Genomic DNA, 14,018 nt, shown 5'->3' on the forward strand with positions numbered 1-14,018 from the left:
TTACAAAAATCTCTTTACGCTAAATGTTCAAGCAAAAAATTAAAAAAGCCTTTCAACGAATCATCAAAACTAAGTTCTTTAAAGGAATCGCTACCCTTTTTATGCTGTTTATTTTGTTAGATCTTTTTTTTCCTTTCAAAATTAACCCCAACTATTCTACCCTTATTACCGATTCGGATGGGAAATTATTGCATGCTTTTTTAAATAAAACCGATAAATGGCGCATGGAAACCGAGTTGACGGAAATAACACCAACACTCGAAAAAGCCATTGTTTTTAAAGAAGACCGTTGGTTTCGCTGGCATTTCGGCGTAAATCCTTTCGCAGTAATGCGTGCTGGTGCTCGGAATATCTTTACAGGCAGACGAACATCAGGCGCAAGTACTATTACAATGCAAGTAGTACGCTTATTGCATCCGCAAAAAAGAACATACTTCAATAAATTTATTGAAATCTTTAGAGCTATACAATTAGAATTCCATTATTCAAAAGACGAAATCCTACAGTTTTATATCAATCTTGTACCTTATGGTTCCAATATAGAAGGATTAAAATCGGCATCAATATTATATTTTCAAAAATCGCCCAATGTGTTGAGTTTAGCAGAAGTAACAGCCCTGACGATTATCCCAAATCGTCCTTCAAGCTTGCGACTCGGCACTAATAATGCCTTTATTCTTCAAGAAAGAAATCGTTGGTTACAGAATTTTAAAGATGCTGCATTATTTAATAAACAAGATATTGAAGATGCCATCAACGAACCACTGAATGTCACTCGTCATGAAGCACCACATTTAGCACCGCATCTATCCTTAAGACTTAAACAAGAAAACCCTACGCAGTCAATTATCAAAACAGTATTGGTACGGCATAAACAATTGACGATTGAGAACATTGTACAAAATTATGTTAGCCGTTTGTATGCCATGAATATTCATAATGCTGCCGTGATGGTGATTAATAACAAAACACATCAGGTAGAAGCTTATATCGGTTCGGCAGATTTTAATAACCCCATAGATGGCGGACAGGTAGATGGTATTCGAGCCATTCGCTCACCAGGGAGTACACTAAAACCTTTATTATACGCTACGGCTTTTGATAAAGGAATCATTACCCCAAAAACTGCTATTAACGACGTACCTACAAATTTTGGAGGTTTTGAGCCAGAGAATTTCGACAAACTTTTTCATGGAAAAATTACCATTGAATACGCATTGGCTAATTCCTTAAATATTCCAGCCGTAAAAATGCTGAAAGAAATTTCTACCCCTGTTTTGGTAGATAAGTTAAAGAAATCCGATTTTCAAACGGTGAAAAAGAATTCATCAAAACTTGGTTTATCGCTAGTATTGGGTGGTTGTGGGGTTACCTTAGAAGAGTTGACTAATTTATTTTCTGCTTTTGCCAATGAGGGAAATTTTCAGAAAGCTACCTATTCATTAAAGTCAAAAGAAACGCCTAGGGTAAAAAATGAAATTATTTCTAAGGAATCTAGCTACTTGATTACGCAGATACTCTCACAAATTACTCGTCCCGATTTACCTAATAATTATGATTATACCTATAGAATGCCCAAAATCGCTTGGAAAACGGGAACTTCTTTTGGCAAAAAAGATGCTTGGAGTATTGGCTATAATGCTCATTATACTATCGGTGTTTGGATAGGTAATTTTTCGGGAGAAGGCGTTCCTGAACTTTCAGGAGCAAATATCGCTACGCCTTTGTTGTTTGATATTTTTAATACTGTTGACTATAATTCTTCTTCTAAATGGTTTAAAGCACCCGAGAATATCGCTTATAGAAAGGTATGTGCCGAAAGTGGCGATGTTCCTAATGAATTTTGTACGCACCAAATTGTAGATTATTATATTCCGAGTGTATCTAAAATGACCAAATGCCAGCACGCAAAATATATTTTTATCAGTGCCGACCAAAAAATAAGCTATTGTTCACACTGTTTGCCAGACGATGGAGCTATCAAAAAACTATATCCTAATTATGCCCCAGAACTATTAAGTTGGTACGAAAGCAAGCATATTCTTTATGAAAAAATACCTCCACATAACCCCAAATGCGAACGTGTATTTAATACTGACGCTCCGCAGATTGTCTATCCCGTAGATGGTTCTGAATATTTCTTGGCAAAAAACGAAAACCAAAAATTGATGTTAAACTGTCAGGTAGGCAATGAAGTGAAAACGGTTTATTGGTATATTAATGACAAATTATTGCAGAAAGCATCGCCCAATGCGGAGGTATTTTTTACCCCACAAGCAGGCAAAATCAAAATATCATGCAGTGACGACAAAGGGCGTAATGCTGATATTTATGTGAAAGTGATTTATTGAGTGGGTTAGTGAATGACTGGTTTAGTGATTATCTAATTCCGTGGTTTGTGACACACAAAACACATATAGACAGTCATTTTGTAGTCATGGCATGACTATGGAATTATTTTGATAATAAACAGATTATTGGAAGTCATGCCATGAGTGAATTGCTTTTCGAGTTGAAAGCCCACACTACTGATTTTTATGAATCGTAATATTTCCTCCACTAATACCTTGAAAACTATAATTCCCATCGCCCGTTACAGTCATTGTATTAGTCGTTGTTGTGGTATTGCCTGTTTTCTCTGCAATAATTTTTGCCATTTCTTGAAGCCATTTTTCAGCTGTTGGATTATCTTCTATTTTAGAAACTATGACAGCTTTTACTGCTTCTTGCTTTGAAAGGTTATCTGGCTCTTTCTTTAATTCTTGAATTACATGCTTTTCAGAACCATCTTCTTTTAAAAAGATAGGACGAATCCAATTAACAGTAGCTTCTGTAAAATCATCTAGAAATGCTTTTACAGAAGAATTGTCTTTAAGTTTTGTAGTAAGAAAGGTTACTACGGTATCGATAGCAGTTGTGGTAATAGAATCCATGATTTGTATAATTAGGTTCGTTTTTTATTTTCTTGTATAACATACGCTAAATTACGCTTTACTACTTTAGTATTAGGATGTTGTTCTCCTAAATGATTATAAAATACATTATAAGATTTTTCTAATAATGTTATGGCTTTTTCATAATCCCCTAAATCTTTAAGAACTAATCCCAAATTAGAGTAACGAACGGCTGTAGTATAATGCGATTCTCCAAAGTTTTTCTCGTCTGAAATCAGGGCTTTTTCCAATAATTTTTTTGCTTGTTCATACTCTCCTAAACCTTGAAGTGCTAATGCCAAATTCGAGTATCGAACTGCTGTAGTGGGATGTTGTTGTCCTAAGTTTTTCTCTGCTAAAATCAAAGCTTTTTCAAATAACTTTTTAGCTCCTTTATAATCTCTTAAATCTTTAAGGACTAATCCCAAATTAGTATAACGAATAGCTGTCTTGGGATGTTCTTGTCCAAAGTTTTTCTCATCTGACATCAAAGCTTTTTCCAATAATTTTTTAGACCCTTCATAATCTGCTAATTTGTAAAGGACGGTTGCTAAATTGGAATAACTAACTGCTGTGTTGGGGTGCTCTTTACCAAAGTTTTTCTCTATTAAAATCAATACTTTTTCAAATAATTTTTTAGCTTGTTCATACTCTCCTAAACCTTGAAGGACTGTTGCTAAATTGGAGTATGTTTTTACCGTATTGAGATGCTCTTTTTCAAAGTTTTTGTCATGTAATATCAAAGCTTTTTCCAATATTTTTTTAGCCCTTTCATAATCTCCTAATTTGTAAAGAACAGTTGCCAAATTACAGTAACGAACTCCTATCATAGGATGAGCTTGTCCAAAGTTTTTCTCATCTAAATTCAAAGCTTTTTCAAATAAAACTTTAGCTTTCTCAAAATCACCTAAATCTTGAAGGGCGGTTGCCAAATTAGAGTAAGTGCTTGCTGTCTTGGGATGTTCTTGTCCAAAGTTTTTCTCATCTGAAATCAATGCTTTTTCCAATAACTTTTTAGCCCCTTCATAATCTCCTAACTCTTGAAGTACTAGTGCCAAACGATTTTGTAACCTTGATATATTCATTTCAGTTTCAAGATGGGAAATTGTATTCAATGTTTCCCCAAAAGGCACCCAAATAAACTTATCTATTGGATTATCTTTAGTTTGGTCTATTGTTAATTTATTTGTTACATTATCCAGTAAATTAGTGATGTCTGCTATTTTAATGTTTAACCTCCTACGGGTAACTGCTACCACAACAATATGCATTTTATAGCTATCAGCTTCTTCATTTTTCATTATCCACCCTTTGTTTACTAAGCTTTCTAAGGTTTCTGATAAAAATTCTTCTTGCTCGCTTTCTGGCTTACAAATCAGTTCTTTTATTAAATCATAAGTATGAAAATCAGCAGGTAAACAAGCCATTTGTTTTATCAACCATTCTTCCATGCTTGATAAATTACTTAAATCAAAAATTGAAGATAGGTACGAATATACTTTATCTATTTTGCCTTGATTGTGTTGAATATAAACGCCTGCCCTAATATCTTTATCAATGGCATTTTGTAAGGTTTCTATATTGACACGCTGTAATTGGGCTGTTTTGGCTAAAATCTCAATGGTTAAAGTATGGTAATCAATGGTTTTTAAAAGCCTTTCTATGGCTTCCATATCATTAATTCTTTGGCAATGTGTTTGGAATAATAAGAGGGCATTTTCTGGCTTGAGAAAACCTATTTCTTTGGGTTCAAAACCTTCTATTTTCTCACGAGATGTAACTAATAAATGCCAATTGAGTTGATCAGGAAGTCTATCATAAAAATCACTTAAAGTAGCATCGGCATTATCAATGATTAATAAATTGGGTTTATCCTCAATGGTTTTAAATCCATTTAATAATTCATGGAAAATATCCGCCAATTCTTTACCTTCTTTTTTAATATTAAACGTTTTGTCTAAAAGTACTGCATTAACAAAATCATTTTCTAAAGAGGAACCGCTTACACTTATCCATGCAAGGTGCTGATATTGTTCAGCATATTTTGTTAAGTAGGCTTGGCTTAAAGTAGTTTTTCCAATGCCACCCAAACCATTTACCAATACTACTTGCTTGTTTTCAAAAAGCATACTATGTAGTTCTTCTATTTCCTCTTCACGTCCAATCACATCCTTTAAATTAAGCGTAGGCATCCGAATGGTTAATTCTTTTGGAAGTGTGGGTTTGGGGTAATGATAGTTATCTCCAATATGAATATTAGAATTATCTACATCTTGTAAATTGTTGTTATGGTTTCCTTTATTATCAATAGAATTTCCCATAGAACTAAATAAATGAGGGTGATTTTATAGAAGAAGATTAGTATATTAAATATAGCTTTTTTGTAGAAATATATAAGTATCAGTACTTTATTTTTTACTCATGGCATGACTATGGAATTATTTGATAATAAACAGACTACTGGAAGTCATGCCATGAGTATTCAGCAACATTCCCCCCTAAAAACACAAAAGCGAAAACCTTTCGATTTTCGCTTTTGTGCTGTGTGTATCTCGTTGTTGTTAATAATTGATTAGAATCTGAAGTGAGAGAATGCCTTGTTAGCTTCTGCCATACGGTGCGTATCGTCTTTCTTCTTCACTGCTGCACCTTCACCTTTAGCGGCTGCCATGATTTCGTTAGCAAGACGGTCGATCATAGTTTTATCTCCACGCTTACGAGCATAAAGAATTAACCATTTCATACCTACTGATAACTTACGGTCTGCACGTACTTCCGTTGGAACTTGGAAAGTAGCACCACCTACACGACGGCTTTTTACCTCTACCGATGGCATAACGTTGTTTAATGCTTTTTTGAATAGCTCTAAACCGTTTTTCTCTTTGGTTCTATCTTCTACTTTGTCTAATGCACCGTAAAAAATCGTAAATGCTGTTGATTTTTTTCCGTCGTACATCAAGTTATTAACAAACTTGGTTACCATTACATCCCTAAATTTAGGGTCAGGTAATACGTATCTCTTTTTTGGTTTTGACTTTCTCATTGGATTGTTAAGATTTTAAGTTTAGCCCATCTTCTGCCCTTAACTAAAGCATACTGGACTGTTTTCTGTAATTTGATGATTTGAAAATTTGATGATTTGAAAATGCTATATTTTCAAACTTTCAAATTGACGAATGTCAAATTATTTTTTCTTACCGCCTTTTCCGCCTTTTACTGGAGCTACAACTTGACCTGGTTTAGGACGTTTAGCACCATATTTAGAACGACGTTGACGACGACCATTTACACCTGCAGTATCTAAAGCACCACGGATGATATGGTAACGTACCCCTGGTAAATCTTTCACACGACCACCACGAATCAATACGATTGAGTGTTCTTGTAAGTTGTGACCTTCACCTGGAATGTAAGCATTTACTTCTTTGCCGTTTGTTAAACGTACACGGGCTACTTTACGCATAGCCGAGTTTGGCTTCTTTGGCGTAGTAGTATAAACCCTTGTACACACGCCACGACGTTGCGGACAAGAATCAAGAGCAGGAGATTTTGACTTCCAAGTCATTTGCTCCCTGCCATTTCTTACTAACTGTTGTATAGTTGGCATTTTGTGTTGTTTTAATAGAGATACACATGACTGATTATGAAACACTTACACAATTATTAATCACAGAATAAATTCAAATGCTTAATTATATCGTATAATTACCTCAAAATCAGGGGTGCAAAATTACGCAAAGTATCTGAGATACAAAAGGTTTAAGCAAATTTATTTAGCATCTAAACTTCGCTCAATCCCTAATTCTAATCCTCTTAACTCCGCTAGTCCTCTTAATCGACCAATGGCTGTATAGCCTGGGTTCGTTCTTTTCTCTGGATTTAGGTCATCAAGCATTCTATGACCGTGGTCTGGACGGAACGGCAAGCGGTAATCTTCTCGTCCAGCTTCTATCCTTTTACGTTGCTCAGTCACCAACGCTTTCATTACACCATACATATCTACATCCCCTGCAAGATGGTCTGCTTCATGGAAATTTCCTTCAGCATCACGCTTAGTTGCTCTTAAATGCACAAAATTGATTCTGTCTCCCATTCTTTCAACCATTCCTACAAGGTCGTTGTCCTCACGAACGCCATAACTTCCTGTACAGAAACACAACCCATTATTCGGACTTTCATAAGCTTGAAGTAGCTGCTGTGCATCGGCTTCTGTACTTACTACTCTTGGTAAACCTAAAATAGGATATGGAGGGTCATCGGGGTGAATGGCTAAATTAATCCCTGCTTCTTCGGCTACTGGTGTTATTTCTCTTAAAAACTCATATAAGTTTTCTCTTAATTCTTTATCGCCTACTTCTTTGTAGCCTTCCAATACTACCAAAAACTCTTCCACGGTAAAACTCTCTTCACTGCCTGGTAAGCCAGCAATGATATTTTTAACCAATTTTGCACGTTGAGCTTCGCTAGAATTTTCAAACCAAGCTTTCGCTTTTGCTACTTGAGCATCAGTATAACTTGCCTCCGCATTAGGTCTTTTTAGAATATAAATTTCAAAGGCTGCAAATTCGGTTGCATCAAAACGTAATGCTGTTGAACCATCTGGCATGGGTGCATCCAAGTCCGTACGAGTCCAGTCTAGCACGGGCATAAAATTATAGCAAACCGTATCAATACCACATTTTCCAAGATTGATTAACGATTGCTTATAATTGTCGATGTATTCACGATAATTCCCTGTACGTTTTTTAATGTCTTCATGAACAGGCACACTTTCAATCACTGATAAGGTTAATCCCGCAGCTTCAATCTCATCTTTACGTTTTTGGATTTCTTCTACCGTCCAGATTACGCCATTTGGCAAATGATGTAAGGCAGTTACGATACCAGTGGCTCCTGCTTGACGAATATGTGCTAATGGAACAGGGTCTTTTGTTCCAAACCAGCGAAAAGTTTGTTCTAAAGGCATTTTATTCAGTTAAATATTATATTGATAGATTTTTACTTATAAAGCTATTGAGGTACTTTTTTTACCCATTTTTAATAGCTATAAGCAGTAAGCTATACGTTATATGCTTTATTTTCAATAAATTATATTTTAAATCTTATCAACAATTGTTTGATAGTATTAAAATTTTATTTTGTTCCGTAAAGGAAACTATTCCTTAATATAAGACCTTACTTTTCTTGTCTTGATACAAGAAAAGTAACAAAAGAAAATCAAGAAATTCTAAACTCGCTAACGCTCAAACAGTAGAATTTCAGAAAAATGCTTACGCTAGTATATTGCAAACTGTGATTGTTAATAAAATTTAAATCTTATCTGCAATTGCTCTATCGTTTGATAATCTTGGCACTTTATTTTGTCCACCTAATTTTCCTTCTGATTTCATGTAATCGATAAAGGCATTTTTGGGTAGTACTCTTATTTTTAAGGGTTGAAGGATATTACCCGTCATCAAATCATCGTAATACACATTTAGTTCTGCTAATTTCTGATTGATGGCTTGTGAAAAAGCTTTTATGTCCTGAGGTGCTTTAGCAAATTCTACCAACCATTCATGATAAGGTAAACCGCCTTCTTGAGGTGTTACTTGCGGAGCTACCGTAAATTCTACTAATTCAACTTCTGGGTGACGTTGCATGGCATATTGCATGGCTTTTTCTACTTCTTCGCCAATTACGTGTTCGCCAAAGGCAGAAATAAAATGTTTTATACGCCCTGATACGATAATTCTATAAGGGTCTAAGGAAACAAACTTAACGGTATCGCCAATAGAATAACCCCAAAGTCCTGCATTGGTATTCATCACTACGGCATAGTTTACGCCTAATTGTACTTCTCCGATATGCAAACGTCTAGGATTAGGCTTGAAATAGTCTTCTACAGGAATAAATTCATAAAATACACCTGAGTTCAATAATAATAAAAGTCCTTCTACCGACTGTGAATCCTGATAGGCAATAAAACCTTCGGATGCTGGATAGGTTTCTATTGAATCTATTTTCTTACCGATAGAATCATACAATTTGGCACGATAGGGTTCAAAATTTACCCCTCCGTATACAAACAATGAAAAGTCAGGGAAAACATCTTTTATTTTCTTTCCTGTTCTGGCTTGAATACGGTCGAAGTACATTTGCACCCACGGTGGAATCCCCGAAATCAACGACATGGGCTTATCGATGGTTTCATCAATAATTTTCTCCAGTTTTGTTTCCCAATCTTCAATACAATTGGTTTCATAACTTGGCAATTGATTACTTCGCAAATACCCCGGTACATGGTGATTCACAATGCCAGAGAGTCGACCAGTGAAAACACCGTTCTTTTGAACCATCTCTGGCGAGCCCGACAAAAAGATGAGATTTTTATCTAGAAATTTAGCATTACCCGTTTCATGTACATAACTCAACAAAGCATCTCTTGCTCCATTGATATGAAAACCAATGGATTCTTTTGAAATAGGAATATATTTTACACCAGAGGTTGTTCCTGATGTTTTGGCAAAATAAAGTGGTTTGTCTTTCCAAAGAATATCGCTTTCGCCTGCTACTACTTTTTCTATATAAGGTTTTAGGTTTTCATAATCTTGTACAGGAATAGCATCTTTAAAGCTTTGGTAATCAGCAATAGCTGCAAAGCGATGGTCTTTCCCAAAAAGTGTATGTGAAGCATCAGAAACCAAACTTTTCATCAAAGCCAATTGGGTTTCAACGGCTTGTTTTTCCCACTTTTGGCGGTTTTGTACTACGAATGAGGCAAAGGGTTTTGCCAAAATTGAACGAAAGCCCATAAGGTAAGCATTGCACTCGAAGTGGCACTTCGAGCATTAACTATTTTATATCATCGAAGTGCCACTTCGAATACTGGTAAAGTTAATAACTATTTAATGATGATTTACATTCTGAATGTTAAACGATGATGAATCGTTACACCAAATTCTTTAATCGCTTTTTTGTGTTTGGGTGTTGGATAACCAGCATTATGTTCCCAACCATATACGGGAAAGCTGAGTGCCAAACTTTCCATTAAATCATCTCTATAAGTTTTTGCCAATATAGAAGCCGCTGCGATAGATAAAAACTTGGCATCTCCTTTTATAATACAAGTATGCGGAATTAAAGGATAAATCGGAAAACGATTGCCATCTATCAATAAATGTTCTGGTCGGATAATTAATTTATCCGTAGCCAAATGCATCGCTTTCATACTAGCTTTCAGAATATTTATTTCATCTATCTCTTGGTTAGAAACCTCCGCAATTTCCCATGCGATGGCATCTTGTAAAATATCTTTCCTAAGAGTTTCTCTTTGACTTTTACTAAGTTGTTTAGAATCGTTTAATAACGAGTGCGTATAGTACTTCGGTAAAATTACCGCTGCCGCCACTACTGGCCCTGCTAAACACCCTCTGCCAGCCTCATCTAAACCAGCCTCGATAAGATTTTCGTTGTAATAACTTTTTAACATTTTCTATATTTCAAGTTTAGGAATCCTTTATTATTTCACTATTGGGGCTATTATTTCCAGAAAAAAGTAAACTTCTAATAATCATACTATTATTTTTTTGAAATAATTAATAGCATGATTAACAAATGATAACTATTTGTAGTTTTCATTGTCATTTTGGCATGATTTATGTGGTTTTTTTAATATAAAATGCAACCAAACAACCTAATATTTTAAAACCATATTATTGCTTTTATCCAAAATTCTGGAATTATTTATTATTTTTAGATACAGGCCTTACTACAAAAAAATGCTACAGCTCAAAAAAAGTGGACTTTCATTGCTTTTTGTTGTTATGTCAAATTTTTATTTGACTGCCCAGCATTTTAATAGTGCTCTCAATAATGCTATTCGCTGCTATGATTTACAAGAATATGCTAAAGCAATCTGTGCATTTAATCAGGTTTTAAAAAATGATTTTTCTTCTCTTACACCTAAAGACCAACTTTCAGTATTACTGAAATTGGCTTACAGTTATAAACAAAACAAAGAAGAAATCACTGCTGAAAAAATTTATCGCCAAGCTTTTACTGATTTCCCTACGCTTATTAACAATGATGCCAAAGCTCATATAAATTTTGCTCAGGTGTTAGCAAATAATGGCAATTATCAGGAGGCACAAGAATATTTTACCTTATCTGAAACAATACAAAACACAAAAAGCCAAACTGCTTTTTCACCACAAAATCCTACTGCTAAAAGCCTTGATAAACCAGTCAGTATTTTCCCTAATCGTAATACTTACAAAATAGAATACCTTGATTTCAATACATCAGCCCCAGAATTCAGTCCAATCTATTACAAAGATGGGATAGTTTTTTGTTCGCAAAAAGAATCTGCCATCAAATTAATGAATGATAAAGGTAGCTTGCTGGATTTATATTTTCCCAAGAATTTGAATAAAATACAGCAGTTAGAGGAAGCTAGTACTGACAAAAAAAAGAAAAAAAACACCTCAAAGAATACAAAACCATTAAGTGACGATTATTCTTCAAGAAGGACCTCTAATGATTCTAAGACTTTAAATTATTTTACAGAAGAGGAAGAAAGCTTTCAAGAACAAACATACTATTCTGACAGATTTGGCAAAACCATCAATTCAAAATTTCAGGAGGGGCCCGCCACATTTAATAAAGACTTTACTAAAATCATCCTTACTCGTAACAGTTCAGTAGGCACTGCAAAAGGTTTAAATGAAGATAACATCAACAAACTCAAACTTTATATTGCTGAAAATATAGGTGGTAAATGGACAGAGCTTATAGAATTGCCTTTTAACGATAATGAATTCTCGACAGCCCATCCGACTTTGTCTAAAGATGAAAAAACGCTATATTTTGCGTCAGACCGCCTCGGTGGTTTTGGAGGGATGGATATTTGGTCGGTCGAATTTCAGAATGGCAAATGGGGAAGTCCTAAAAACTTAGGCAAAAATATTAACTCTAAAGGTGCTGATGTATTCCCTTTTCTTGACGAAAATGGGAATTTGTATTTTTCTTCAAATGGCCAAGGCGGTGAAGGAGATTTGGACATTTTCTTTGCCGAAAAAAATGAGGAGGGTATTTTCACAAAACCCACCAACCTAGGCAAACCTTTCAATTCTCCTTTTGATGATTTTGGAATTATCACGGATAAAAATAGACAAATTGGCTACTTCACTTCGAATAGAAAACTAGGAGAAGATGGTGACATTTATCGCTTTTCGATAGATAATAGCTTAACGGATTGTAGAAAAATGAATGTGGTTGTCTTCGATGCAGAGACAAAAATGCCAATCAATAATGTTGTTGTTAAAATATCGTCTTCTGGCCACTTATTAGAAACCTTGAAGACAGATGCAGAAGGCTATATAAGTTTTTGTACTAGCCAAGATACTGACTATGCCATAACAATCGAAAAAGAATCTTATGTCGTTAATAATATTGGCTATTCAACAAAAGGTGAAATAGATGATGTAGTCTCAAAACTAGAAGTACCTCTCATTAGTATAAAGCCCGTAAAGCTTGATTTGCAGATTTCGCCATTAAGCAATAGTAAATTAGTAAGTAATAAATCTAAAAAACCATCTAATCTAAAGGAAAAATTAGCCATTACTGGTTTTGTGAGGAACGAGATTGATAAAAAACCAATGGAGGGCGTATTGGTTTCTTTTATGAATGCTTGCGACAATACGACTCAACAAGCTATTACTGGCCCAGACGGCAGTTATACTTTTTACATCAACGAAGACTGTGACTACACGATAGAAATATCAAAAAATGGTTGTAGCAAGCATGTTAATAAAATAAAAAGGGAGAAAAAGACGAATCCTAAAGTAATTTCTCAAGATTTAGAAACTTTTAAAGAAGGTGATTTGATTACGATGAACAATATTTATTACAATTCTGGTAGTGCTACTTTAAGAGCCGACGCCTTGAAAGAATTGAATAAATTAGTGGCTATGCTCCAAAAAAATCTGACAATGGTGATAGAAATAGGGTCGCACACAGATAGCCGTGGAGAGACACAAGATAATTTGAATTTATCATCCAGAAGAGCCCAAACTGCCGTTGATTATATTATTAGCAAGGGAATTAGTCGGAGTAGAGTTTTAGCAAAAGGCTATGGCGAAAGCGAGCTAGTAAATAGTTGTACAAATGGCGTAAGTTGTACGGAAATTGAACATCAACAAAACCGCAGAACAACGGTAAAAATTATTAAAATTAAGTAATATTAAATGAAAGAGGTTGTCCCATATCCTGAGACAACCTCTTTCAATAATAGCTTTATCGAAAAGCAACTTCTATTAATTTGAACGAACCTCGCCTCCTAAATTAGACTTCACATTTCTTTCGCTAGGATTTCCTTTGTAGTTAATCATTCCGCCTGTTCCTGCTGATGCATCTAACATTTTATTGGCACTTACTTGTGCCACACCACCCGTATGCGCTCTTATTTCTACTTCGTCGCTTATTAAATTATACGCAAATAATTCGCCACCAGTATTTACTTTTGTTTGCTGGAATGTTGCTTTTCCTTCTAGATTTACGATGGCTCCTTGTACACTCGATAATTCTAAGTTATTAACACTTATTTTCAATGTTACGATGGCTCCTGATGAGGCATCAACAAGCAAGCGGTTTCCTGTTAATGTTTCCGCTGATACCAATTCTGCTCCGCGACCTATCTGAAGGCTAGCTAATTCGTTGGTATATTCTATTCTTACTTTAAATAACTTCTGAGAATCAGCTTTTCTTTTATTGTTATCTCTATCAGTCAGTTGCTTAAATATTTTTGTTTTAACTCCAAGCTCTCCTCCAGAAACAGCTACAGTCAAATCTTCAAGATTTGCGCCATTTAGTGCTTCAGTTGTTATTTTATTAGTTTTACCTTTTACAAGTTCTACCTTCATGATGCCTTGCACATCAATTTTATTGAAGGATTGTAAAGTAACTTCTTGGTTTTGTTGTCCTAAAACAATTGACGACACAGAAGTTAATAATAACACGAATAAACTTTTTATTTTTCTCATAACCTTTGTTTGCTTATATGTCTATGTAAATGATTATTGAATACTATCACTTAGATGCATTAAA

The 14,018-nt window shown here is 34.9% G+C and carries 10 protein-coding genes; 2 read left to right on the forward strand and 8 right to left on the reverse strand.

Going from position 1 to position 14,018, the window contains the following annotated elements:
- Positions 1-23 precede the first annotated feature (23 nt).
- Positions 24-2,351, forward strand: coding sequence for a penicillin-binding protein 1C (gene pbpC, locus VB264_RS18230; RefSeq protein ID WP_323251623.1), 2,328 nt, complete (start codon positions 24-26; stop codon positions 2,349-2,351).
- Between the two features lie 174 nt (positions 2,352-2,525).
- On the opposite strand, the gene VB264_RS18235 is transcribed toward pbpC, so the two are convergent.
- From VB264_RS18235 to VB264_RS18265, 7 genes are all read right to left on the reverse strand, one after another.
- Positions 2,526-2,933, reverse strand: a complete 408-nt coding sequence (locus VB264_RS18235) for a hypothetical protein (RefSeq protein WP_323251625.1) — start codon at positions 2,931-2,933, stop codon at positions 2,526-2,528.
- Between the two features lie 11 nt (positions 2,934-2,944).
- On the reverse strand, positions 2,945-5,254 hold the full coding sequence (locus VB264_RS18240) for a tetratricopeptide repeat protein (protein WP_323251627.1): 2,310 nt from the start codon (positions 5,252-5,254) through the stop codon (positions 2,945-2,947).
- Positions 5,255-5,505: 251 nt separating this feature from the next.
- Complete coding sequence (gene rpsG / locus VB264_RS18245; protein WP_309921729.1) at positions 5,506-5,976, reverse strand: 30S ribosomal protein S7; 471 nt, start codon at positions 5,974-5,976, stop codon at positions 5,506-5,508.
- A 141-nt stretch (positions 5,977-6,117) separates the two neighbouring features.
- Positions 6,118-6,540, reverse strand: coding sequence for a 30S ribosomal protein S12 (gene rpsL / locus VB264_RS18250; protein ID WP_184130862.1), 423 nt, complete (start codon positions 6,538-6,540; stop codon positions 6,118-6,120).
- Between the two features lie 162 nt (positions 6,541-6,702).
- Positions 6,703-7,899, reverse strand: a complete 1,197-nt coding sequence (uxuA, locus tag VB264_RS18255; protein WP_323251630.1) for a mannonate dehydratase — start codon at positions 7,897-7,899, stop codon at positions 6,703-6,705.
- Between the two features lie 343 nt (positions 7,900-8,242).
- A complete protein-coding gene (locus tag VB264_RS18260) occupies positions 8,243-9,727 on the reverse strand; it encodes a GH3 auxin-responsive promoter family protein (RefSeq protein ID WP_323251632.1) in 1,485 nt (494 codons plus the stop codon).
- Positions 9,728-9,831: 104 nt separating this feature from the next.
- A complete protein-coding gene (locus VB264_RS18265) occupies positions 9,832-10,404 on the reverse strand; it encodes a ribonuclease HII (protein WP_323251634.1) in 573 nt (190 codons plus the stop codon).
- Between the two features lie 289 nt (positions 10,405-10,693).
- Here VB264_RS18265 and VB264_RS18270 point away from each other — a divergent pair, with 289 nt between their 5' ends.
- Positions 10,694-13,153 (forward strand): OmpA family protein, encoded by a 2,460-nt coding sequence (locus VB264_RS18270; RefSeq protein ID WP_323251636.1) that lies wholly within the window; start codon positions 10,694-10,696, stop codon positions 13,151-13,153.
- Between the two features lie 75 nt (positions 13,154-13,228).
- On the opposite strand, the gene VB264_RS18275 is transcribed toward VB264_RS18270, so the two are convergent.
- A complete protein-coding gene (locus tag VB264_RS18275) occupies positions 13,229-13,954 on the reverse strand; it encodes a head GIN domain-containing protein (RefSeq protein ID WP_323251638.1) in 726 nt (241 codons plus the stop codon).
- Positions 13,955-14,018: the final 64 nt, after the last annotated feature.

Source organism: Arcicella aquatica, from assembly GCF_034928825.1.
GTDB classification, from domain to species: Bacteria; Bacteroidota; Bacteroidia; order Cytophagales; family Spirosomataceae; genus Arcicella; species Arcicella aquatica.

Bases quoted from the DNA above. Each gene is read 5' to 3' on its own strand.
- rpsG (WP_309921729.1), bottom strand. From the start codon at position 5,976: ATGAGAAAGTCAAAACCAAAAAAGAGATACGTATTACCTGACCCTAAA.
- rpsL (WP_184130862.1), bottom strand. From the start codon at position 6,540: ATGCCAACTATACAACAGTTAGTAAGAAATGGCAGGGAGCAAATGACT.
- pbpC (WP_323251623.1), top strand. From the start codon at position 24: ATGTTCAAGCAAAAAATTAAAAAAGCCTTTCAACGAATCATCAAAACT.
- VB264_RS18275 (WP_323251638.1), bottom strand. From the start codon at position 13,954: ATGAGAAAAATAAAAAGTTTATTCGTGTTATTATTAACTTCTGTGTCG.
- VB264_RS18235 (WP_323251625.1), bottom strand. From the start codon at position 2,933: ATGGATTCTATTACCACAACTGCTATCGATACCGTAGTAACCTTTCTT.
- VB264_RS18260 (WP_323251632.1), bottom strand. From the start codon at position 9,727: ATGGGCTTTCGTTCAATTTTGGCAAAACCCTTTGCCTCATTCGTAGTA.
- VB264_RS18240 (WP_323251627.1), bottom strand. From the start codon at position 5,254: ATGGGAAATTCTATTGATAATAAAGGAAACCATAACAACAATTTACAA.
- uxuA (WP_323251630.1), bottom strand. From the start codon at position 7,899: ATGCCTTTAGAACAAACTTTTCGCTGGTTTGGAACAAAAGACCCTGTT.
- VB264_RS18265 (WP_323251634.1), bottom strand. From the start codon at position 10,404: ATGTTAAAAAGTTATTACAACGAAAATCTTATCGAGGCTGGTTTAGAT.
- VB264_RS18270 (WP_323251636.1), top strand. From the start codon at position 10,694: ATGCTACAGCTCAAAAAAAGTGGACTTTCATTGCTTTTTGTTGTTATG.